Source organism: Streptodolium elevatio (assembly GCF_053592165.1).
In genome coordinates, this window is record NZ_JBSFVE010000027.1 from 68,941 (window position 1) to 91,081 (window position 22,141).

At 73.1% G+C, this 22,141-nt stretch carries 16 protein-coding genes and 1 pseudogene; 13 read left to right on the top strand and 4 right to left on the bottom strand.

Annotated features, from left to right (window positions below; genetic code table 11):
• Nucleotides 1–140 precede the first annotated feature (140 nt).
• The 5 genes from ACWD12_RS35020 to ACWD12_RS35040 all read left to right on the top strand — a co-directional run bounded on the left by ACWD12_RS35020 (nt 141) and on the right by ACWD12_RS35040 (nt 7,025).
• Nucleotides 141–797, top strand: coding sequence for a ribonuclease HII (locus tag ACWD12_RS35020; protein ID WP_358363307.1), 657 nt, complete (start codon nt 141–143; stop codon nt 795–797).
• A 99-nt stretch (nt 798–896) separates the two neighbouring features.
• Nucleotides 897–1,907: a DUF2510 domain-containing protein gene (locus ACWD12_RS35025; RefSeq protein WP_450102979.1), complete on the top strand. Its 1,011-nt coding sequence runs from the start codon at nt 897–899 to the stop codon at nt 1,905–1,907.
• A gap of 214 nt (nt 1,908–2,121) precedes the next feature.
• Entirely contained in the window at nt 2,122–4,947 is a 2,826-nt protein-coding gene (locus ACWD12_RS35030) for a TerD family protein (RefSeq protein ID WP_450102980.1), read from the top strand.
• Between the two features lie 560 nt (nt 4,948–5,507).
• Nucleotides 5,508–6,008 (top strand): hypothetical protein, encoded by a 501-nt coding sequence (locus ACWD12_RS35035; RefSeq protein ID WP_358363293.1) that lies wholly within the window; start codon nt 5,508–5,510, stop codon nt 6,006–6,008.
• A 645-nt stretch (nt 6,009–6,653) separates the two neighbouring features.
• A complete protein-coding gene (locus ACWD12_RS35040) occupies nt 6,654–7,025 on the top strand; it encodes a hypothetical protein (protein WP_358363295.1) in 372 nt (123 codons plus the stop codon).
• A gap of 1,151 nt (nt 7,026–8,176) precedes the next feature.
• Here the strand turns inward: ACWD12_RS35040 and ACWD12_RS35045 are convergent.
• Both ACWD12_RS35045 and ACWD12_RS35050 read right to left on the bottom strand, forming a co-directional pair.
• Nucleotides 8,177–8,692: pseudogene (locus ACWD12_RS35045) on the bottom strand (hypothetical protein); the annotation flags it as partial.
• A 585-nt stretch (nt 8,693–9,277) separates the two neighbouring features.
• A complete protein-coding gene (locus ACWD12_RS35050) occupies nt 9,278–11,443 on the bottom strand; it encodes a RecQ family ATP-dependent DNA helicase (RefSeq protein WP_450102981.1) in 2,166 nt (721 codons plus the stop codon).
• A gap of 229 nt (nt 11,444–11,672) precedes the next feature.
• Between ACWD12_RS35050 and ACWD12_RS35055 the strand changes: the two genes are divergently transcribed.
• Complete coding sequence (locus ACWD12_RS35055; protein ID WP_358363301.1) at nt 11,673–12,644, top strand: aldo/keto reductase; 972 nt, start codon at nt 11,673–11,675, stop codon at nt 12,642–12,644.
• 87 nt (nt 12,645–12,731) lie between these two features.
• On the top strand, nt 12,732–13,850 hold the full coding sequence (locus tag ACWD12_RS35060) for a DUF4192 domain-containing protein (RefSeq protein WP_450102982.1): 1,119 nt from the start codon (nt 12,732–12,734) through the stop codon (nt 13,848–13,850).
• A 75-nt stretch (nt 13,851–13,925) separates the two neighbouring features.
• Here the strand turns inward: ACWD12_RS35060 and ACWD12_RS35065 are convergent, their stop codons facing one another.
• The gene (locus ACWD12_RS35065; RefSeq protein ID WP_450102983.1) at nt 13,926–14,204 is read right to left on the bottom strand and encodes a hypothetical protein; all 279 of its coding nucleotides are present in this window, start codon (nt 14,202–14,204) and stop codon (nt 13,926–13,928) included.
• Nucleotides 14,205–14,547: 343 nt separating this feature from the next.
• On the opposite strand from ACWD12_RS35065, the gene ACWD12_RS35070 reads away from it, so the two are divergent.
• Together ACWD12_RS35070 and ACWD12_RS35075 are read left to right on the top strand one after the other, a co-directional pair.
• Nucleotides 14,548–16,536, top strand: a complete 1,989-nt coding sequence (locus tag ACWD12_RS35070; RefSeq protein WP_450102984.1) for an amylo-alpha-1,6-glucosidase — start codon at nt 14,548–14,550, stop codon at nt 16,534–16,536.
• 282 nt (nt 16,537–16,818) lie between these two features.
• Nucleotides 16,819–17,523, top strand: a complete 705-nt coding sequence (locus tag ACWD12_RS35075; RefSeq protein WP_450102985.1) for an NUDIX hydrolase — start codon at nt 16,819–16,821, stop codon at nt 17,521–17,523.
• Between the two features lie 174 nt (nt 17,524–17,697).
• Here the strand turns inward: ACWD12_RS35075 and ACWD12_RS35080 are convergent, their stop codons facing one another.
• The gene (locus ACWD12_RS35080) at nt 17,698–18,153 is read right to left on the bottom strand and encodes a hemerythrin domain-containing protein (RefSeq protein WP_450102986.1); all 456 of its coding nucleotides are present in this window, start codon (nt 18,151–18,153) and stop codon (nt 17,698–17,700) included.
• A 235-nt stretch (nt 18,154–18,388) separates the two neighbouring features.
• On the opposite strand from ACWD12_RS35080, the gene ACWD12_RS35085 reads away from it, so the two are divergent.
• The 4 genes from ACWD12_RS35085 to ACWD12_RS35100 all read left to right on the top strand — a co-directional run bounded on the left by ACWD12_RS35085 (nt 18,389) and on the right by ACWD12_RS35100 (nt 21,956).
• Nucleotides 18,389–19,798 carry an ATP-binding cassette domain-containing protein gene (locus ACWD12_RS35085; RefSeq protein ID WP_450102987.1) on the top strand — a complete coding sequence of 470 codons (1,410 nt, stop codon included), beginning with the start codon at nt 18,389–18,391 and terminating at the stop codon, nt 19,796–19,798.
• A complete protein-coding gene (locus tag ACWD12_RS35090; protein WP_450102988.1) occupies nt 19,795–19,980 on the top strand; it encodes a hypothetical protein in 186 nt (61 codons plus the stop codon). The genes ACWD12_RS35085 and ACWD12_RS35090 overlap by 4 nt, the downstream gene beginning before the upstream one ends.
• The gene (locus ACWD12_RS35095; RefSeq protein WP_358364166.1) at nt 19,977–20,744 is read left to right on the top strand and encodes a hypothetical protein; all 768 of its coding nucleotides are present in this window, start codon (nt 19,977–19,979) and stop codon (nt 20,742–20,744) included. The genes ACWD12_RS35090 and ACWD12_RS35095 overlap by 4 nt, the downstream gene beginning before the upstream one ends.
• A gap of 342 nt (nt 20,745–21,086) precedes the next feature.
• Nucleotides 21,087–21,956: an FCD domain-containing protein gene (locus ACWD12_RS35100; protein ID WP_435839217.1), complete on the top strand. Its 870-nt coding sequence runs from the start codon at nt 21,087–21,089 to the stop codon at nt 21,954–21,956.
• Nucleotides 21,957–22,141 lie beyond the last annotated feature (185 nt).

Sequence of the window (22,141 nt, forward strand, 5' to 3'; positions counted from 1 at the left end):
CCCCCGCGACCACTGCCGCCAAGAAGGCCGCGGCCAGGAAGCCCGCCGCGAAGAAGGCGGGCGCCAAGAAGACCACTGCGAAGAAGACCACTGCGAAGAAGGCCGGTGCCAAGAAGGCCCTCGACGGGCCGACCGACGCCGTGGAGCGCGAATTGCGCGAGGCCGGGGCGCTGGTGGTGGCCGGGGTCGACGAGGTGGGCCGCGGTGCGTGGGCGGGACCGGTGGTCGTCGGTGCCGCGGTGTCGGCGCTCGGCGTACCGCCGACGGGGCTCACCGACTCGAAGCTGCTGACCGCGCAGCGCCGCGAGGAGTTGGCGCCGCTGGTCGCGGAGTGGACCGTCGCCCACGCGTTCGGCGCGGCGTCGCACGAGGAGATCGACGCACTCGGTATGACCGCCGCGCTGCGGCTCGCCGCAGTACGTGCGTTGGAGGCTTTGCCGGTACGGCCCGACGCGGTCGTGCTCGACGGCAGCCACGACTTCCTCGGCGACCCGTGGCGGGTGCGTACCGTGGTCAAGGGCGACCGCGTGTGCGTCGGTGTCGCGGCGGCGTCGGTGCTGGCGAAGGTGCACCGCGACCGGCTGATGGCGGAACTGGGCCTCGACTACCCGGAATTCGCGTTCGGCGACAACGCCGGGTATCCGTCGCCGGTGCACCAGGCGGCGCTGGAGGAGCGGGGGCCGACCCCGTATCACCGCATGTCGTGGGCGTACCTCGACAATCTGCCGCGCTGGCGGCACCTCAAGCGGGTGCGTTCGGTGCTGGAGGACGCGGGACAGACCGCGCTGGATTTCTGACCCGGGATCCCGTGGGACATTCACGACAGTTCGGTTGATGTCCCATCACGGTTCGGCGCACGCCGCACGTCGCGCGGGAGCGGACGGTAGGTTGCCCGCGTGACTGCCTCGATACCTCCCGGCTGGTACGACGACCCTTCAGCATCCGGCATGGAGCGCTGGTGGGACGGCACCCAATGGACCGAATCCTCACGTCCGCGGACCGACAGCTCGCCCGGTGTGCCGCCCGCGCCCGGCCAGCCGTCGGACCAGCAGCCCGGCGGATACCCCTCGGACCAGTTCCAACCCGGCCCCGTGCACAGTTCGGGCCCGGGGCAGATGCCGGGGTCGGGCCCCGGACAGATGCCGGGTTCCGGCCCCGGGCAGATGTACGGCCCGGGTCAGCTGTCCGCGCCGGGGCAGACGCCGTACCCGCCGTACGGTGCGTACCCGGGGCAGGGCCAGGGCGGGCCCAGTCGGCGCAACCGGAACACGATCATCGCGATTGTGTCGGTGCTCGTCGTGGGCGGTCTGGTCGCGGCGTTGATCGTGCTGCTGGGCGGCGGTGACGACGACAAGACGGCGACGGCTGGCACGCTCCTCGATCCCGGCACGGGCGTGTCGGTTCCGCGGATCAAGGACTGGGACGTCCCGAAGCCGAACGGCGAGCCGACCCACCAGCGCAAGGACCGCATCGCGTGCGAGCCGGCGTCGGGCAGTCCCTCGGACGGGCCGTCCGACGGGCCTTCCGGTTCGCCGGGCGACTGCTACCTCGGCGAGTCGTACGTCGACACGACCTCGGCAAGCTCGTTCGCGAAGGCCGTCACCGAGACGCAGGAGAGGTACGAAAGCCTCGACGGCGAGGGCTACCAGCTCGTGAACACCGAGAAGAACACCGGCACCACGGTCGACGGCAAAGAGGCGCACATCCTCGAGTACAAGGTGCGCGACCCGGCCAACCGCATCATCTACGCGCAGTTCGTCATCATCAACGCCGAGGTCGACGGCTCGTACCCGGTGCTCACCACCGTGATCTACGACGTGCCCAACGCGCCGGGCCGCGCGGTCTTCGACACCATCAGGAACGGCGCGAAGGTCGGCATGCCTGTTCCCTCCGACAGCGCTTCCTGACCTCCCGCCCGCGCAAACGGCAGTCCTCGGACGCGCATTTCGGCGGCGTGTGGGTGAACCGGCGTATGGTTCGGTTTCACCCGCGCGCCGCTCCGTCTCCGCGTGCGGGCCGCCGCGAACGGGTATTTTCCCGGGCCGAGGGGTCCGTGGGAATCCCATACGCCACCGGGGGGTGCCCCGCACCGCCCGCCGGTCGGCAGACCATCAATGGGGGGTGACCGTGCGTCTTGGGGACCGCCTGCAATGTCCGGGCTATGCCGTGGTGGGAGTGGAGACCACCGGGCTGTCGCCGCACCGCCACCGCATCGTGGAGATCGCGGTCGCGCTGTGCGACCCGGACGGCCAGGTGACCGACTTCTTCACCACGCTGCTCAATCCGGACGGTCCGGTCGGGGACTTCCAGACCCATGGGCTGTTCGACGACGACATCGTGGACGCGCCCGGCTTCGGCGACATCGCCCCGTGGCTGGTCGGCCTGCTGCGGCAGCGCGTCGTCGTCGCCCACAACGCGCGCTTCGAGCTCGGCTTCCTGGAACGCGAGTTCCAGCGCCGCAGGCACCCCTCGGTGCCCCCGCTGACCATGCTGTGCACGATGCGCGAGGCGCCCGAGTACGTGCCCGAGGCACCGCGCTTCTCGCTGATCGCGTGCTGCGAGGCGGCGAGCGTGCCGGTCGACTCGGGGTACGGCGCCGCTGCGAAGGCCATGGGCGCGGCGCGCCTCCTGTCGTACTACCTGGACCAGGGCGCGGGCGAGGCGCGGCACTGGCAACAGGCGCGCACGGTCGCGGCGTCCCTCAACTGGCCGCGCCGCAAGGCCGGTGAGCCGCGCCCCTACACGCGCGACGACGCGCACGCGGCGCGGCGTGCGCGGGAGGAGGCGGAGCAGGCGCGCCGCCGGGTTGCTGTGTCGTACCTGGAGAAGGCCCGCGCGTTCGGCCCGCCGACCGGGGTCGGCGAGGGTCCCGACAGCTACCTGGCGGTGCTCGACGCCGCCCTGGAGGACCGCGTCATCACGCCCGAGGAGGCCGCGGACCTGGCCGAACTGGCCGTGTCGCTGGGCATCTCCGAGGCGCAGCGCAAGGACCTCGACCGGCTGTACGTCACCACGCTGGCGGCGTCGATGGTCGCCGCCGGTCCGGTCATCGACCGCGAGGAGCGCGCGGATCTGACGCGCGTCGCGGCCCAGTTGGGCATTCCGCGGATCGCCCTCGACGACATCATCGGCATGGCCCGAGACACGGCCTCCGGCCAGTCCGCCTCGGCGCACGGCACGCCGCGGATGCTGGCGCGCGGCCGGCCGCTGCTGCCCGGGCAGCACGTGCTGTTCCACGGGTACCTCGCGGTGACGCGCTCCGAGTTGGAGCAGCGTCTGGCGCGGGCCCGGCTCGAACTCGCGTCGGGCATCCACGACCGCGTGGACGTCCTCGTCGTGGCGGACCCCGACGAGTCCTCCGACCGGACGTACTGGGCGCGTCAGCGCGGCATCCGGGTGCTCATCGAGCCGGTGTTCCTGGCGCTGCTCGCGGACCTGGAGAGGGAGCGCGGCTCGGCGGCCGACGCGGCGTCGCGCGTCGCGGCGGCCGGGGCGCTCGCGTACGCCGGGGCTTCCGGGGCCCAGGGCGCCGTCACAGGGCCGCCGCGCACCACCAGCGGGTTCCTGCTGCCCCGACCGGGGAGTTCGGGCCACACGCCGCCGCACACGGCCGGTCCGCTGGTGGCCGGCGACGGTCCGCGGACGGGGGACACGCCGGTCGAGGCGACCGAGCCGGGGACCGTACCGATCCCGCCGATTCCGCCGCCCCCCTCGCCGGCTGTCACGGCGGCCCTCAGCAGCTCGGGTCCCGGTACGGCGCGCGATGCGGCGCAGGACGTCGTGCATAAGGACGCGGGACCGGATGCGGGGCCGGACGCGGGCCTGGGCACGGGAGGCGCGGGCAAGTCGCGGACGGGTGTGGAACGGGCCGGGGGCCGCGCGCCCAGGCGGCGCGGACTGACGCCGTCGTCACCGATGCCCGCGCTGTCTCCGGAGACGGCGGATCCGCGGACCGGTCCGGCGGGCGGGTCCGCGGTGGACACCGGCTCCGAGGCCGTGCCCGACACCGCCGCCGACGTCGCGCCCGAGGCACTGGCCGAGGCGGGCCTAGGCGCGCGGGTGGACGCGGCGCCTGACACGTCGCTCGATGCGGCACCTGACGGGGCGTCGGATGAGGCGCGCGGAGTTGTGCCGGAGACGGTCGGGGAGTCGGTCGTACCGCCTCGGCCGAGCGTCCCGCCGCCGGGCACTCCGCCGCCTCCGTCGCGGCCCCCGATGCCGACTGCCGCGCCGACGATCCTGCCGCGTCCGTCCGTACCGGCGACGCCTTCCGTGCCGCCGGTTCCGTCGACTCCGTCGATCCCGCCCGTGCCGACCACGCGCCCGGTGACCGGCCGGACCACCGCGCCGGACCCGCTGTCCCACCCGCGGACTTCGCTGCCCGCCCCGCCCGTCGAGGAGCCGCGCGCACTCAAGCGTGGCCAGGCCGTCACCATCGACCAGCTCGGCACGTTCACCGGCGCCCTGCGCGTCGAGGCGGCGTGGTGGGGGCCCGAGGCGGTCGACGCGGACGTGGTCGTGCTCGTCCTCGACGACGACCGGCGCGTCGGCGCCGACGAGGACCTGGTCTTCTACAACCAGCCCGTGCACCCGAGCGGCGCGGTGCGGCTGGCCGGCAAGTTGCAGGACGGCAAGCGCGGTTCGGACTCGGTGGACATCGACGTCACCAAGCTCCCGGACGGCCGGGTGCGCGTCCTGGTGGCGCTGGCGCTCGACGCCGCGGCCGGTGCCGCGTTCGCCCAAGTCCCCGTCGCCGTCGGTATCGTCGACCCCGTCACACGACGCAGGCTCGCCGACTTCCGGCTCACCGGCGGGGAGGAGACGGTGATGATCCTCACCGAGGTGTACCGTCGCGATGACGCGTGGCGGTTGCGCGCGGTGGGGCAGGGCTACGCCGAAGGGCTCGCCGCCCTGGTGACCGAGTACGGAGTGGTGGTGGACGAATGACGCGGTAGCGCCCGTTGACCCAACGCGCCCGTCCCCGCTCGAGCGCCGCGCGAGTGCCGCCGCTCCGCACCACGGATCCGAAGCCGTTCCGACCCTGTTCGGACGCCCGGTTCCGATGGCGGCCGGACCCACCGTACGTGCCCCTGAGGCACCCGCGGACCCGGCCGAATTCCAACCGTTACATCAGCCGACACCGACCCGGTCTGTGCATGCCCGGGGAGGCTTTGATAAGACTGGCGACCATGCCGCGTGTGTTTTCCGGGGAACCGGACGCCGATCTGTCCGGGGCGTCCCCGCAGATCCCCGCCTCCGGTCATTCCGGAGCCACCGACGAAGAATCCAGTGTTTCCCGACTCACGACTGCGAATCTGGTGACGACAGCAAAGTCCGCGGCACCCAAGCCGTCTGTACCCCGTAACCCCGCCCACGCGTCCGGCGCGCCCAAGCCGGGCCCGCCGCGGCCGTCCGCGCCGAAGCCGGGACCGCCGCGTCCCGCCGCTCCGGCCGCCACCGCACCGGTTCCCGCGCCGGCCGCACCGCCCGCGCCGACGGCACCGCCTGTGTCGGCCGCACCCACCGCTCCGACCGCCCCGGCGGCGCCTGCCGCTCCGCCCGCCGCCGCGTCCGCGCCCGTCACCCCGACGGTCCCCGCGGCGCGTCAGGGCGAACGTCCCGCCGGACCCGACATCCGCCTCGTGTCCGCGACCCCGGACACCGCCCTCGACGTCGCCGACGACACCGTCGACCGGCTCCTGGACCAGGGCGCGGCACCGGACTCGATCCTGGTGCTCACGACCGGCGACCCGCACCCGTGGCAGCAGCACGAGGAGTCGTTCGGCGCCGAGCAGTACTGGCGTCAGTACACCGAGGGCCGCGACGTGTTCTACGCCCCGGCGCTCAACGACCGCCAACTGCGCCGCGAGACCGTCGTGCTGGTCGTCAACGGCTTCGCCGACCCGGCCCGCTCGACGGACGCGCTCGTTTCCGCGATCGGTGCCGGCACCGGCGCGGTCATCGTGTGCGGGGACCTGGACGAGGTGCGGGCGCTGACCGGCCTCTGAGCCGGCGCTCACGCACGACACGCACCTACGACACGCGCACCTACGACACGCACTTACGGCACGCGCGTCGGGCGTGTACGTGCGGCGTGTACGTAGGGCGCGGGCCACCCGCGCGTACCGTTCGCGGGTTCGGCCGCCCGGCGTGCGGCGCGGCCCCGACCTGTCCGGTTCGCGGCGGCGGACGACTGGCTGCTCACGGGTCCGACCCCCGGCGCGGTCCCCGGTGTTCGGGTGCGCGCGCGTGTGTTCGCGTGCGCGCGTTCCTCGGTGCCGGGCCGTGCCGTGCGGTGTCCTGGATGGTGCCGATGCCCGGGGTACGTGGCGTGTCCAAGGTCCGGCGTGTCCCAGCTCGGCGTGCTCGGACTCGACTGTCCGGAACGCGCAGTTGGGTGCGGGCCCTCGGCCGGTTCTGCGGGTGCCTTCGGTGCGCTCCACCGCCGTCCGGGGCTGCTGCCCGGTTCGCTCACGCGGCCGGGCGGTCAGTGCTGCCGTACCACAGGACCACTCGTGGGGACGTACTCCTGCCCCGAGCCGCACGCGCGGGGCCGAAGTCGGCTACGGTTCGTTCCCATGTCGGAATCGCCTTCGGTAGCCCGGCAACCGGGCCCGTTCTCGGCCGAAGCCAGTGGGCTACGGTTCCCTTCCATGTCCGAATCCCCCTCTATAGCCCAGCTCCTCGACCGTTTCCTGAGTGATCAGGAAGACCGGTTGACACTCCAGCAGTACCGCGCGTGCAGCACTGTGGTGGACATGCTGGCCGCGTACCTCAACCGGTACGCCTTCGCCACTCTGAACGTCGCGGACCGCAAGGAATGGGACGACGCCTACGAGGCCGGAGACGCCGAGGCGTTCTGCAACCTGTTCGGGGTCCGCAAGCTCGTCGCAGGCATCAAGCCGTTCCACGGCGAACACCTCACGAACCGCCTGCACGCTCCGGAGATGGTGCAGGAGCACGCCCTGACCGTCACCACCGAACTCGCGGACTGGCTCTCGTCCCAGGGCCACCGCGGCGCCTAGCCGCCCCCTGGCGGGGCGCCACACCCCACTTGACGCCCCGTCAACTTGCCCCTCGGGCCTTGCGGTTCGCCGAGCGGCCGCGGTGCGGTGCGCGCCTCTTCCGGGAGTACGCGGAACGGCTCGTGGGCTGCAACGCGGCAGGCCCGCGGAGTTGTACGGGCCGGGCGCGGTCAGATCGCTTTCGGGTGAGGCTCCGGTCTGCGCGGCGGCACCCTTCGGCGGGCGGATCGCGGCTACTCGCGGCTCTGCTGCGGCCGAGCGCGCGTGCGGCCCGTGCGGCGGATGCCCCGCAAGCCCCCTGAGCGGCGCCTGTGGTCCCGAACCGACCGGTTCCCGCATGCGGACCTGGGGCCTGCTCTCGTACGGCGGCACGCGGCCGCTGGCGACGTCCGCGGTGGTGTGGCGTCCGGTGCTTCTTCCTGACACATCGTCAGCCCGCGTACCCCGCCCGCAGTTCGCCCGAATCGGCGCGGGTCGGCCGCCCGCGCCTGCCACGCCCGGTCCGGCGGAACTCGGCGGCCGTCAGTCCGCACCCGCTTCACACCTGCCTGCGCTGCCCGGCCCCGGTGCCCCTTCGCCGGCGGTGGTCTGCCCCGGTAAGGGGCTTCGGGCTCCTGTCCTGGAGTGCGGCCGTCCGGACAGACGGCTGTCGGCCACCCGTGTCTCGTCCGGGACCGCCCCTCCGTCGCCTCGGCAGCGCGCCGAGCGGGACGTCCATTGGCCCTGTTGGTAGGGCAAGGGCCACGCCCGGATTGCGGATTCCCGACGACCAGACACCCCGTCGACCGCGGCCACACAGGAGCCGTCGTGCGCGACGCGCTCGCGAGCGCAGGGCGATGCGCCGTCTTCGGGGCGGGCTTCGTCCAGCGCGCTCAAAGGGGCTTCGTACCACCGCGTCCTGCGCCGAACTGCGTGTTGCCCGGCCGCAGGTCCTATGCCGTGGCCACGTCCGGGACCAGGCGGACCACCGGTGGTCTCGGGGGCGGCGCGGGGCCCTCGGGGTAGTCGGCGAATGCCGCCACGGCGACGCCCGCGTGGTCGGAACGGTGCGGCGGATGCGGACGCGCCACGGGGTGGTGCGGGGTGTCGGAGGCCGCGGGCGGTGACGCGGCGGGAAGGGCCGCGGCTGCCGGGAGCGCAGTGGCGGGCGTGGGGACGGCCGGGCGCGGAGACGCCGACACCATGGGCCGGCGTGCCGGATTCGGCTGCCCCACCGGGGCCGGCGTACGGCCGTTCCGCCCGTCGCCGACGACCTGCCAGCCGTCCTCGGCCATGATCACCGCCGCGCCGCAGCGCAGGCCGTGGAGGCCGCAGGCGTCGCGCAGGCCCCACATCCAGCGGCCGTCGTCGGGCTCCCAGTCGCGCTGCCCGTCGCGGCACAGGAGCAGGACGGTCGTGCGCGTGGGGGTGGCGCGGCGCAGGTCGTCCGGGACGATCATGCGCAGGTGCGCCAGGATCGTGTTGCGGCACTCCCACCCGTCGGTCGGTCCCGATCCGTTGTCGAGCGCGAACGACGCACTGGCGACGGGACGTCCGTCCGCGTCGAGGACGGCGACGACGGCGGTTCCGGGCTCGGGCCGGTGGAGGTCGTGGAGGCGCTTGAGCAGTCCGCGCGGGTCGCGCAGGAGCGGCACGTCGTACGCCTGCCACTGCTCGGGATCGACCATGCGCACGGGTTCCTGGGCGGGAACGCGGCGGTGGCTGAGTCTGGACCACAGGGAGGCTGAGGCGGCGGCGGTGGCAGACACGGCCCTCCTTTGGTCCGGGAGCGGTCCGGGGGAGCGGACCGTCGTCAGCCGGTTGTCGTCGCGCCGGCGAGACCGTGCGGATTCTGCCGCATCACAAAGTGATGCGGCCCGCAAAGATCACCAGGACGCTATGTCGATTCTTCCGCGCGCATGGGAGTGGCGGCAACAGGGAAACGTGATCAGCTGCACAGGAATCCCACGTTTCACACGACCGACACATCCGTCTCGCACGGTCGTTGTTGGCAGTTGGCTGTCACTGTTTCACGCGATTCCGCAGGCTTTTGTCCGTTCTGGCAACCCATGTTGTCCGTTGGATCGCGACGCGTCCCAGGGTCGTACGCGCGTCGCCGGGCCCCCGGTCGCTCGGCGGCGCCGCACGATTTCAGGCATCGTCGCCGCCTGTGGCGGGATGGGCTTGGCTTGATGGCGGCAACTCGATTGGGTCGCCTGAATTATCGATATATCTCTGCTGTCAGGGTGGTGTCGATCCGCATCGGGCCGTCGTTACGCCTCGACCGCCAGCACCAGGGGCAGCACCTCGGCGGCACCCGCCCGCCGCAACAGCCGGGCCGCGACCGTGACCGTCCAGCCGCTGTCGACCCGGTCGTCGACCAGCAGGATCGGTCCGTCGACGGCTGCGGCCGCTGCGGCGAGGTCCGGCGGTACGGTGAACGCCCCTGCCAGTGCGCGCAGTCGCTGCGCGCTGTTGCTGCGGGCCGGGGCCGGCTCGGCGCCTGGGGCGTACTCGATCCGGCCGAGGAACGGCAGGCGCCCGATCTCGGACAACCGGGCTCCGAGGCTGTCGATCAACAGCCCGTGCGTGCGGGAGGCCATCGTGACCACACCGGCGGGCCGCCGCTCCCAGCCCCACGACGCCAGGACCTGGACGACCGCATTGAAGACGTCGTCGGTGACCGGGGCGTCCCCGGCATCGGCCGCGAGCACGGGGCGCAGCCGGTTTCCCCAGCCGATGTCGGACAGCCGCCCGAGCGCCCGTCCCGTCGAGGCCTGCTCGTCGGCCGGGATGCGCCCCTTGAGTTGTACGCCCGCCTCCGTCATCCCCGTCGGCCACATGCGGCGTGGTTCCACCTCGACCCCAGGGCGGCCGAGGGCCGCGCGCGCCGCGTCGAGTGCGCCGGGATCGACGGCGGCGTCGTAGCGGGGCCCCGCGCACCCGTCGCAGCGTCCGCAGGGCACGGCCTGCTCGTCGTCGAGCTGCCTGCGCAGGAACTCCAGCCGGCAGCCGGTGGTTGCCACGTAGTCGCGCATGGCCTGTTGCTCGTGGGCGCGGGCCTGCGCCACGCGCGCGTAGCGCTCGGTGTCGTATCGCCACGGTTGGCCGGTGGCGGTCCAGCCGCCGCGGACCCGCCGCGCCGCACCGTCGACGTCGAGCACCTTGAGCATCAGCTCCAGCCGGTTGCGCCGCAGGTCGACCCGCGGCTCCAGGGCCGCGGTCGAGAGCGGGCGGTCGGCGGACGCGAGGACGTCGAGGGTGCGGCGCACCTGGTCCTCGGGCGGGAAGCCCAACGACGCGAAGTAGCGCCAGATCGCCTCGTCTTCGCGACCCGGCAGCAGCAGGACGTCGGCGCGCTCGACGGCGCGGCCCGCGCGTCCGATCTGCTGGTAGTAGGCGATGGGGGATTGCGGTGCCCCCAGGTGTACGACGAATCCGAGGTCGCCCTTGTCGAAGCCCATGCCGAGCGCGGAGGTCGCGACCAGGGCCTTGACGCGGTTGGCCAGGAGGTCGGCCTCGGCCGCCTGCCGCTCGGCGTCGTCGGTCCGCCCCGAGTAGGACGCCACGGTGTGGCCGCGCGAGCGCAGGTACGCGGTCACCTCCTCGGCCGCGGCCACCGTGAGGGTGTAGATGATGCCGGACCCCGGCAACTCGTCGAGGTGCGCGTCCAGCCACGCCAACCGGTGGGCGGCGTCGGGCAGTTGCAGGACGCCCAGGGTGAGGCTCTCGCGGTCCAGCGAACCGCGCAGCACGAGCGCGTCGGTGTTCTCCGCGCCGGTGCCCAGTTGCTCGGCGACGTCCGCGGTCACCCGTGCGTTGGCCGTCGCGGTCGTGGCCAATACCGGCACCCCGCCCGGCAGATCGCCGAGCAGCGTGCGCAGCCTGCGGTAGTCGGGGCGGAAGTCGTGGCCCCAGTCGGACACGCAGTGTGCCTCGTCGACGACCAGGAGCCCGCAGGTCGCCGCCAGCTTCGGCAGCACGGTGTCGCGGAAGTCCGGGTTGTTGAGGCGCTCCGGGCTGACCAGGAGTACGTCGACGAGGCCGTCGGCGACCTCGGCCTGGATCGAGTCCCAGTCGTCGATGTTGGCCGAGTTGATCGTGCGGGCGCGGATGCCGGCGCGGGCCGCCGAGTCGATCTGGTTGCGCATGAGTGCCAGGAGCGGCGAGACGATCACGGTCGGACCCGCGCCGCGGGCACGCAGCAGCGCCGTGGCAACGAAGTACACCGCCGACTTCCCCCAGCCGGTGCGCTGGACGACCAGCACCCGGCGGTGCTCCGCGACCAGGGCCTCGACGGCTCGCCACTGGTCCTCGCGCAGCCGCGCGGTCTCGCCCGCGAGGCCGCGCAGCACGGCGTCCGCCTCGTCGCGGAGTGCGGTCGGGGCGGCGGGGTCGCGGGGTGCGGAGGCGGCCGGGGTGGCGTCGGAGGAGTCCATACGCACCTTTCTATCCGTTCCGCCGGACATCGTGGCAACGCGTCGCCGAATCTGTGGAGAAACGATTCATCCAGCCATCGTGCCCGCCGCTCGGCCTCCCGACGCCGCCCGAGGGAGCAGCATCGCCGTCCGAAAGTTGCGAAGAACCGCCCTCTGCCCTTGGCTCACGCGCCCCGGAGGTGAAGGGTGGGACAGGACTCGTGGACACGGATTCCCCCGGGAGGACACGATGCGCCACCTCGATGTCGAAGGATTCCCCAGGCTCGGCCGCATCGGGCTCGGAACGTGGCAGTTCGGGTCACGCGAATGGGGGTACGGCGACGCGTACTCCTCGGTGACCGCCCGGGCGCTCGTCGGGCGCGCCTTGGAACTGGGCGTCACGCTGTTCGACACCGCCGAGATGTACGGCTGGGGCCGCAGCGAGCGCATCCTCGGCGAAGCACTCGGATCCGACGCCGCCCGTGTCGTCGTGGCGACGAAGTTCCTCCCGGTGCTTCCCGTCGCGCGCGTCGTCAAGGCACGCGGGTACGCCAGCCTCGACCGCCTCGGCCTCGACCGCATCGGCATCTACCAGGTGCACTTCCCGAACCGGCTCTTCGGCATGGACACCACCATGCAGGGGCTCGCCGAACTCCAGGACGAAAAGGTCGTCGACGAGATCGGGGTGAGCAACTACGACCTGGCCCGCTGGCGTCGCGCGGAGCACGCGCTCGGCAGCCGCGTCCTGTCCAATCAGGTGGAGTTCAGCCTCGCGAAGCCCGGCGCGCTGGACGACCTCGTGCCGTGGGCGGAGACGAACGGGCGTCTGGTCATCGCGTACAGCCCGCTCGCCCAGGGGCTGCTGGGCTGTCGCTACGACGCCTACAACCCGCCGCCCGCGTTCCGGGCCCGCCGCAGGCTCTTCCACCCGGAGAACCTGCGCCGCGCGCAGCCGCTGCTCGAACTCCTCCAGGAGGTCGCCGCGGCGCACGACGCCACGCCGGCCCAGATCGCATTGGCCTGGACGCTGCACCGTGGTCCGGTCGTGGCGATTCCGGGAGCGTCCAGCGTCGAGCAGTTGGAACAGAACGTCGAGGCGGCGGAACTGGAACTCGCCGAGGACGAGTACGCGGCGCTGACCACACAAGCGCGGGCGTTCGAGCCGGACCTGCGGCGACACGGGCCAATATCATTTCCGTCCGGCCGCCACAGTCACTCGTAGGAGTGAACTCGCTTTCCACAACCGCAAGTTATCCACAGTCGGGCCGGTCCGGGCTGGACGGCCGCCGGGGTGCCGCAGGCTCGATGCATGAGCGAAACAGCCCTCACCCCGATGTCCGCCACGACCGTCATCAAGGTCGCCACGCCGAGTGAACTGGCCGAGGCGATCCCCTACTTGCTCGGTGCCCAGCCCACGGACAGCCTCGTGCTGCTCGGCGTCCGGCCGGAGGACGGCCGGGTAGGCCCCGTCCTGCGCCTCGACCTGCCGCCGCCCGAACGATTCGCGTCCGCAGCCCATCACCACACGGCGCAACTCGTCCAGCACGGCGTCCGCTTCCTGTCGTCGATCGTGTACGTCGACACGCCACCACGCGACGGCACCCGCGGTGTGGACTTCTACCGGCCGTTGGCCGAGGCGGTGGCCGGCGCCTGCCGTCGTCGCGGCCTCGTCCTTCAGGAATCCGCCTGCGTGCAGAAAGGCAGGGTGTGGTCGTACATCTGCCGGATCCACGCCTGCTGCCCGCCGGGCGGCACGCCGCTCCCGGCCGAGCGGCACACGGCGGTCGCCGCGGCCGCCGTGACGGCCGGCATCCCGCCGCCGATCCCGCTGTCCGAACTGGCGGCCCGGGTACGCCCACCGGAGTTCATCGCCCGTGAGGCGGTCCGGCAGGCGTTCGCACACCGGCGCGCCGAACTGGCACGCCGCAGCGGCGACGGTGAGGACGGCGTCCGGTACGAGACCATCGCCCTCCTCCAGGCCGCCCGGACCCGATTCGCCGGCGGCGACCGCTCGATGACCTACGACGAGGCGGCTCGACTGGTCCTCGGCCTCGACGACCGCAAAGCCCGCGACCACGCGATGTCGTGGCAGGACGGTGCGCTGCCGGCTCTGTGGACCGCGCTCGCGCGCCGGTCCCTGCCACCGGACTCCGCCGCGCCGCTGTGCCTGGTCGCGTGGGCGGCCTGGACCGGGGACGAGCCCGCCTTCGCCCGGGTGGCCGTCAACCGCGCCCTCGACGCCGATCCCACCTACCGGCTCGCGCAGTTGCTCCACACCGCCATCAACAGCCGCCTCGACCCGGCCGAAGCCCGCCACCTGCTGTTCCCCGCCCGCCGCCCGTTGCGCGCCACCCCACCGGAAACCCCGCCCGTCGTTCCCGACAAGTCGGCCACGACCGACCCCGAGCCGCCGCGGGACCCGCCGTGAGCGGCGGCTATCGGCCGGCGACGAACTACGGCGACCAACTGCCGTCCAGAAAGTGGGGGAGATCGCTACGCCGCATCACCAGAAGCTCGTCCGACAGGCCCGGGGTGGCCGCGGCCCACGCGCCGACCCGGTGCACGACACATTCGACTCCCAGTTCGGCGGCAACGAGCGACGGATCCACAACTCGCGCGCCGGGCTCCAGAAACTGGTCGTCGCCTGGTCCATGACCACGACCGTGCCGTTCGCCGAGTGCGTGAGCAGGTCCATGACCTCGCTCGCCTGGGCCACCGTCCCGCTGACGATCCACGACCCGTCGGCCTCCCGGACGCTGAACGTCAGCGGGATGGGTGGCAACGGAGTGTCCTCAGGTGTGGTTCGGCGTCGTCGGCCGACGGTGCATCGGAGTCGCCGGTCTTGATCACGTGCCGTTCTCCCGGGTTCCGTGCGTCGGTCTGGCGCAAGCCTCCATGATCCACCGGGGATGCGCGAGGGCGTATGGCGTGCCGGGGTGGCGTGTGCCTTGCGGGCGTGGCGAATCGGCTTCATCTCGCGGATCCGCGTGACCCCAGGCCCGTCGGCGCGTTGCCCATGGGAACGGGCACGCGAAGCGCTGCGTGCCGCGTGACCGGCACGGGGGCGGTCCTCTGGCCTCCGTGGGCGGATCCACGAGCGCAGCAGGCCGACGAGGAGCATTCACGTGACCGGGACCAGAACGCCGCACCCCCTCGCGCACGACGCGCTGATCTGCGTCGACGCCCCGGGGATGGCGATCTGTCCGCTGGACGGCCAACTGCGCGGCCGGGGTGTCCAAGGGCTGTTCCACGACGGCCGTCGACTGCTCGCACGTTCGCTGGTGACCATCGGGGGCAGCGAACCCGAGCCGTTGTCGTCCCACGTGGTGGGCTCGGGGGCCGCGCGGTTCCTGGCCATGCACCGGTTCGTCGCGGACCCCACCCCGGACCCCGTCCTGGTGGTGGACCGCACGAGGCAGGCGGACGGACGCGAGCGGGTCGTCGTGCGCAACACGGCGACCCGCCCGGTCCGAGTGCCGGTGGAACTGACACTCGGCACCGACCTGGCACCGCTGTCCGAGCTGCGCAACGGCCGGCGCGGGCCGGACCTGCCCGCGCGCGTGTGCCCGGGCGGGCTCAGCTGGACCTCGTCCGACGGCTGGGGCGTACGCGCGGTCGCGGCGCCCGCACCGGAAACGGCGCTCGCGGCATCGGGCCTGTTGCGCTGGGACATCACCCTGGAGCCGGCCACGTCGTGGACGGTCGAGCTGCGGGTCACCGGCGAGCCTGGGGGAGTACGCGCCGCCCCGAGTGCCGGAGTGAGCGCCGGGCTGCCGGGGATTCCGGCCCCGCGTGCGCCGTTGGGGCCGCCGCCGTGGTCGGAGGCGCGGGTGCGGTGCGACGACTTCCGGGTGGCCGCCTTGGTCCGGCAGAGTCTGATGGACCTGCGCGGGCTCCTGATCGCCGATCCGGAGCACCGAACGGTGCCCATGCCCGCGGCAGGCGCCCCCTGGCAGCTGACACCGACCGGACGCGACAGCCTGTGGACGGCACGCATGCTGCTCCCGCTCGGCACCCGCCTGGCGGCCGGCACCCTCCGCATGCTCGGGGACCGCCAAGGCTCCCGTGCCGATCCGGCGACCGGCGAGGCGCCCGGCCGGATCCCGCACTCCCTGGGGCCCGGAGGCCGCACACCCCGCTACGACTGCGTGGGCACCACCGCGCTGTACGTGACGCTCCTCGGCGAGGCCCGGCGCTGGGGCCTGTCCGACTCCGAGACCGAGCCGCTGCTCCCGCACCTCGACCGGGCGCTGGGCCATGTCGCCGCCACGATGGACGCCGACCCGGACGGCATCGTCCGACTGGGCCCCGGCGGTCCGGCACCCTGCGAGTTGCAGGGGCAGATGTACGAGGCGGCGTGGCACGCCGCGGTCCTGCTGCGCGAGCGGGACCCCGAGTCCGCCGAGGCGTGGGAGGCGCGTGCGCACAAGTTGGCGAGCGCGTTCCGGGAGCGGTTCCGTACCGAGGACGGTGCGGGCGTGTTCTACGCCGCGGCGCTCAATGCCGCGGGCCGCCCGGTGTCGGTGCCGAACTCCGCGATGGGCCAGCTGCCCGGCACGGGGATCCTCGACGAGGACGGCTGCGCGGACGTGGCCCGCCGACTGCTGAGTCCGGACCTGAACTGCGGGTGGGGGCTGCGCGGCGTGGGGTCGCGCACCCACGGGTACCACCCGCTGGCGGTGCGCGGCGGGGTGGTGCGGGCCCATGAGACGTGTGTCGCGGTGGCGGGGCTCGCGGTCTCGGGCCAGGCGGAGGCGGCGTACGAGCTGCTCTCCGGACTCCTGGAAGCAGCACCGTACTTCGGGTACCGCATGCCCGAGATGCACGCGGGCGAGCAGCGCGTGCCGGGCCACGCCCCGGTCGCCCATCCCCTTGCCTGCCGTCCGCTGGCCCGCTCCGCGGCCGCGGTCCTGCCCGCGCTGGTGGCGTTGGCCGGGGTGCGGCCCGAGGCGCCCGAGGCACGCGTGATCGTACGCCCGCCCGTGGCACCGGCGTTCGGCGAGCTGGAACTCGCCGATCTCCGCATCGCGGGCGAGGCGTTCACAGTTCGCGTCAACCGGCAGGGGCAGGCGGTCGTGGAGGAGGCGCCCGAGGGCTTCCAACTCGCGGAGTGACACCTTGGAATGCCCCGCTCAAGGACACACTCAAGGACCGGCCGATGAACCGGTCCACGCACCGGCCCACGGACCGGTCCACGGACCGGCCCAAGGAGTCGGTCAAGGACTCGCCGAGTGCCGCACTGGATGCCCCACCGGATGCGTCGTCGGGCACCTCACCGCGCGACCCTCCGCCCGGTTCACCGAATCAGCCGACCGATGGGTCGGTGAACGCGCCGACGGACGAGCCGATTCGCGAGGACGGCTGTTTATCGTCAGGCAGACGACTAAGATCGACTCATGTCGCCCTCCGACGCCTCAGAGTTCCCGCCTTTCGGAGTCACCGTCGATCTCGTGGTGCTCACCGTCCGGGACCACACGCTCAACGCGCTCACCATTCGCCGCGGTGAGCCGCCCTTTCAGGGCCAGTGGGCGCTGCCCGGCGGTTTCGTCAGGCCGGACGAGGGCTTGGAGGCGGCCGCCGCCCGGGAGCTTGCCGAGGAGACCGGTCTGGACCAACTCCCTGTCCACCTGGAGCAGTTGGCGACCTTCGGAGACCCGGGCCGTGATCCGCGCATGCGGGTGGTGAGCGTGGCCTACCTCGTGCTCGCGCCCGACCTGCCCGCGCCGCGGCCGGGTGGTGACGCGGCCGGTGCGCGGTGGACCACGGCCGCCGAGCTCGGCGACGGTTCGCGGCTGGCGTTCGACCACACGCGGATCCTGGCGGAGGGGGTGGAGCGGGCGCGCGCGAAGATCGAGTATTCGTCGCTTGCGGCGGCCTTCTGCCCCGAGGAGTTCACGGTCGGCGAGCTGCGCCGGGTGTACGAGGCGGTGTGGGGCGTCGCGCTGGACCCGCGCAATTTCCACCGCAAGGTGACGGGGACCCCGGACTTCCTGGTGCCGACGGGCGGCACGACGACGCGTCAGGGCGGGCGTCCGGCGCAGTTGTTCCGGCGAGGCTCGGCGGAGAAGCTCAATCCGCCGATGCTGCGGCCCGAGGCATAGGCCCCGTGGCGTACGCGCCGAGGCATAGGCCCCGCGGCAGACGGCGCGAGAGTGCGGAGGCCGCGGATGACACAGCGCGGCGCGCACACCGGCCCCAAGACACGGACGCCGCATCCCGACCCGGGGTCGGAACGCGGGCGTGCGCGGAACGAGGAGCGGGGACACCTCCCCGGCTCAGTCCTGTCCGCCGATATCCAGGGACATCGCCTCGTAGACGAGCTGGTTGTCGCGCCTGCGGTGGCTGCCCCACTGTTTGAGCAGTTCGCGTACGCGCGGGCGCATGCCACCGGGGTCCGCGGGATCGTCCGGCTCGCGCGACGCCCGGGCGTTGAGGTCGTCCAGCATCGCGCTCAGCCGTCCGTGCTCGCGCCGCAGGCGGGTGACCGCGCCCGCGAGCCGCGGATCGCTGCGTCGGACCTCGTCGTAGAGCCCGTCGGGCCCCTCCGTCGCCGCGATGTGCTCGTGCAGGTCGGCCCGTAGCTGACGGAGGCCGGAGCGGAGCTGCTCGGCCCAGTCGGCATTCTTGGCGGCCAGGCCGACGCGCAGCAGGGACAGCGCGTCGGCGGCGGGCGGGGCGGGCGGGACACGGGTGACGCCGGAATACCTGGGGGCTGGATACATGGGGGACATGCCGGCCTCCGAGCGTTCATGGTCGGTCTTCCGATGGTCCCTCCCGGCCGAGATCCGTGTCCAGAGTTGAGCTTCTCCTTTGCTATTCAGATTCTTCTTCGCTTATGCGGCATGGATACAACTAAATCCGCATTCGTCCCTGTACTGTCCGAAATGTTCATGAGGATGCTTCCGGCGACGGACGATCCGGCAACGGGCGATTCCAGCGACGACGAGGACGACGAGGGACAACGCGATGATCGAGGTCCAGGGGCTGACGCGGAAGCACGGCGGTGCGCTCGCCGTCGACGGGCTGTCGTTCTCGGTGCGGCCCGGCCAGGTCACGGCGTTCATCGGGCCGAACGGGGCCGGCAAGTCCACCGCGCTGCGCCTGATGCTGCAGCTCGAGCGCGGCCGTGGGCGGACCCTGTTCGGCGGCCGCCGCTACCGCGAACTCAGACACCCCGCCCGCGAGGTGGGCGCCTGGCTCGGCGCCGAGCCCGCGTACGCACGCCGCCGCGCGCGCACCGAACTGCGCGTCCTCGCGGCCGCGCACGGCATCCGGCGCAGGCGCGTCGACGAGGTCCTGGACCTGGTCGGCCTTACACCCGTCGCGGGGGTACGCGTCGGCTCGCTGTCGTCGGGTGCGCTGGGCCGCCTCGGCCTCGCCGGGGCGCTCCTCGGCGATCCGCAGACCCTCATCCTGGACGAGCCGTCGGCCGGGCAGGACCCCGAAGGCGTGCGCTGGCTCCGGGAGTTCCTGCGCGCGTACGCCACCCAGGGACGCACCGTCCTGGTCGCCGGACACGGCCTCAGCGAGCTCACGGACTGCGCCGACCGTGTCCTGGCGCTCGCACGCGGGAGACTGGTGGCCGACGAGTCGGCGGCCGAGTACCGCGGCCGCGCCGACGGCCATGAGGTGTACGTACGCACGCCTCAGGTCGACCGCCTCTCCGAACTGCTGCGCCACGAAGGCCTCCGCGTGCACGCGCACGGCGGCGCGGTGCTCACCGTGGCCGGCGCGGACCGCGCCCGGGTGGGCGAGATCGCCTTCCGCGGCAGCGTCCTGATCCACGAACTGGCGCAGCGCGAGGTCTCGGTCGCCGACGCCTTCTGCGCCGTGACCGCGCGCTCGCGGGCGGCCGCCGCGGAACACGCCGCGCTGGCCCTGCTCGCGGACGCCTCCCGCCGCCCCTCCGGACGTGCGGGCCGCAAGGCGCTGCGCAGGCGCGCCGAGGCCGCCGGGCCGGAGACCGTGGCGATGCGGGTCGGCGCCGAAAGCGGCGGGCGCTCCTCCGGGGCCTCCTCTGCCGGCTCGTACGCCGTGCGGGCGGATGCGTCGATTCCCGCTCCCGCCGCCGAGTCCGGTGCCCCGGCGGACCACGGCCCGCCAGGCGCCGGTCCGGCGCACGGCGGTTCCGGGCATACGGGACACCCTCTCTCCGCCCGTTCCTCCGGCGGCGCGCCCGCGGATCGGGACGTCGGCCGCGCCGACGGCCGAGCGGACCACGCCGACGACGCAGACCACGGGGACTACGCGGATCACGCCGATTACGCAGACCATCCCAACCGCGCCGACCACCGTCGCCCCAAGCGCCGCCGCTGGCTCGCGCGCGGCCAGGACGCCGCCACCGGAGACCAGATGTCCGACGAGGTGAACGCGTGACCCGCCCGCGGACGCCACCGCCGCATCTCCCCGCCACCGCCGGTCCCGTCAACGCCGGTTCCGCCACGGCCGGTTCCGCCACGGCCGGTTCCGCCATCGCCGTTCCGGCCGCCTCTGACGGCTCGACCATCGGCAACTCCACCCCAGCCACCCCCGCGACCGCAGACGAGGTGAACGCGTGACCGCGATCCGCTACGAACTGGCCCGGCTGCGCACGGTACGGGCCACCTGGGGCGCGGCGTTCGGCGTCCTCGTCGTCGGTGGGGCGGCCACCTGGGTCGAGGCCCGCGACCTGGGCGAGGTTCCCGTGCAGGCGGGCGACGCGGCACAGGTCCTGACCGCGGGAGCGGCCGGACCCGCGACCCCGCTGGCGGCGCTGGTGGTGCTGTTCGCGGCCGTCCTGTCGTGCGCACGCGAGCAACGGCCCACGGCATTGCCGACGTTGCTCCTGACCCTGCCGCGACGCAGCCGGGCCCTGGCGGCGAAGGTCACCGTTTCGGCGATCCTCGGCGCGGTGGTGGCCGTGTTGGGGCTCGCGGTGAACGGTGTCGTCGCGGCCTCGGTGTTCGGACCGGAGTTCCGGGCGCTGGTGTGGGACCAGGCGCCCGCGCCGCGCGTACTGCTCGGCTACGTCGTCTACCTCGCGCTGGCGGCCGCGCTGGGTGTCGCCGTTGGGGTGCTGGCCCGGGGAGCGGCGATCGCGGCCGGACTGCTCGCCGCGGTGCCGCTGGTGATCGAGCCGATGATCGGTCGGGCCGTCGGGCTCGCCCTGCCGGAACGTTTCCAGGACTGGGTGGAGTACCTGCCGTTCAACGCGGCCAACCGCATGCTGTCCACCGGCGGTACGGGGCTGGCCGCACGCGAGGGCGCACTCGTGTTCGGCGGGTGGGCCGCCGGCGCGCTGCTGTTCGCCGCGATCGTCTTCGCCCGGCGCGACGCCCGCTGACGCACCAACTGCACGCGTATCGCGCTGATCTTCCCGCCCGTTCGAGTCGCCAACTGCACGGGTAATGCGCGGAACTACGCGCCCGTTCGAGTCGCTGTCAGGCCGCTCACGCAGCCCGCTGAACCCCATCCGGCGAAACCCAACAAACCACGCAGAGGCATATTTTCGTAAGAAACACCCCGAAGAACCACGTCCGGCGCAGCCCTGTCGCACGGACGAGCGACGGCGACGCAAGGCCGATCACCCTTTCGTGTTTTTTTCAGCCGGGATCGTCGGAACGGCTCAAGCCCGGCCCGCGCCGCGCCGAGATGAAGGAGCGTGAGTATCGCTCCCCACCAACCCATGCCCACCGCGGGCGCGACCACCGTCGCGTCGCCGGCCGACCCCTACCGGGTGGCCGTTGCGGACCTGTCGATGACCGGCACCGAGAGCCTGCCCCCGCAGCACTATGCGTGGGACGGCTCCGACCTCGAGCCCCTGCGCGCGCCCCGCAAACCCGGTGGCGGCCGGGGCCGCGGCCTGCACGGCCAACTGGTGCAGCAGCTCGGCCAGATGATCGTCGCCGGCGAGGTCGGCGCCGAACGCCCGCTGGTTCCGGAGGAGATCGGCCAGCGCTTCGAGGTGTCGCGTACGGTCGTCCGCGAGTCGCTCCGCGTCCTCGAGGCGAAGGGCCTCGTCAGCGCCCGTCCCAACGTCGGCACGCGCGTGCGTCCCGTCGCCGACTGGAACCTCCTCGACCCCGACATCATCGAGTGGCGCGCGTGCGGTCCGCAGCGCGACGCCCAGCGTCGCGAACTGTTCGAACTGCGCTGGGGCATCGAGCCGTTGGCGGCGCACATGGCCGCCTGCCGCAACCACCCCGACGTCGTGCGCCGGCTCACCGAGGTCGTCGTCATCATGCAGCGCTCGGTCGCGCAGCCCGACCCGATGACCTACTCGCGCGCCGACGCCGAGTTCCACGGCTTGCTGCTGCAGGTCGCCGGCAACCGGATGCTCGAGCACCTGGCCGGCATCGTCGCGTCGGCGCTCCAGGTCTCCGGAGGCCACACGGCCGGCTGCGAACATCTGTCCGACGCCTCGGTCGCGCTGCACTCGCGCCTGGTGGACGCCGTCGCGGCGGGTGACGGCGAGGGCGCCGAGGCCGCGATGCGGTCGCTGCTCGCGGTGCACCCCGAGGTCGACCGGCTGTTCCCCGCCCCGCGCGAGGGCTGACCCGTTCACACCCAGGGCGGCCGAAGAAGGCTTCCCAAAGCCTGACAGATCGTCAACATCAAGGCGTTGGCGGCCCGTTCCGCGGGTACCGGATCGGTACCCGTACGTCGGGCCGCCGACGCCGCCCCGTTTCCGGCAGCGTTCGGCACCGGCCCGTCCGAGGCACGCGGCGAGCCACGCAGAGA

Excerpts from the sequence above, each read along its gene's own strand:
- ACWD12_RS35040 (WP_358363295.1), top strand. The coding sequence starts at position 6,654 with ATGTCCGAATCCCCCTCTATAGCCCAGCTCCTCGACCGTTTCCTGAGT.
- ACWD12_RS35050 (WP_450102981.1), bottom strand. The coding sequence starts at position 11,443 with ATGGACTCCTCCGACGCCACCCCGGCCGCCTCCGCACCCCGCGACCCC.
- ACWD12_RS35055 (WP_358363301.1), top strand. The coding sequence starts at position 11,673 with ATGCGCCACCTCGATGTCGAAGGATTCCCCAGGCTCGGCCGCATCGGG.
- ACWD12_RS35060 (WP_450102982.1), top strand. The coding sequence starts at position 12,732 with ATGAGCGAAACAGCCCTCACCCCGATGTCCGCCACGACCGTCATCAAG.
- ACWD12_RS35075 (WP_450102985.1), top strand. The coding sequence starts at position 16,819 with ATGTCGCCCTCCGACGCCTCAGAGTTCCCGCCTTTCGGAGTCACCGTC.
- ACWD12_RS35080 (WP_450102986.1), bottom strand. The coding sequence starts at position 18,153 with ATGTCCCCCATGTATCCAGCCCCCAGGTATTCCGGCGTCACCCGTGTC.
- ACWD12_RS35085 (WP_450102987.1), top strand. The coding sequence starts at position 18,389 with ATGATCGAGGTCCAGGGGCTGACGCGGAAGCACGGCGGTGCGCTCGCC.
- ACWD12_RS35100 (WP_435839217.1), top strand. The coding sequence starts at position 21,087 with ATGCCCACCGCGGGCGCGACCACCGTCGCGTCGCCGGCCGACCCCTAC.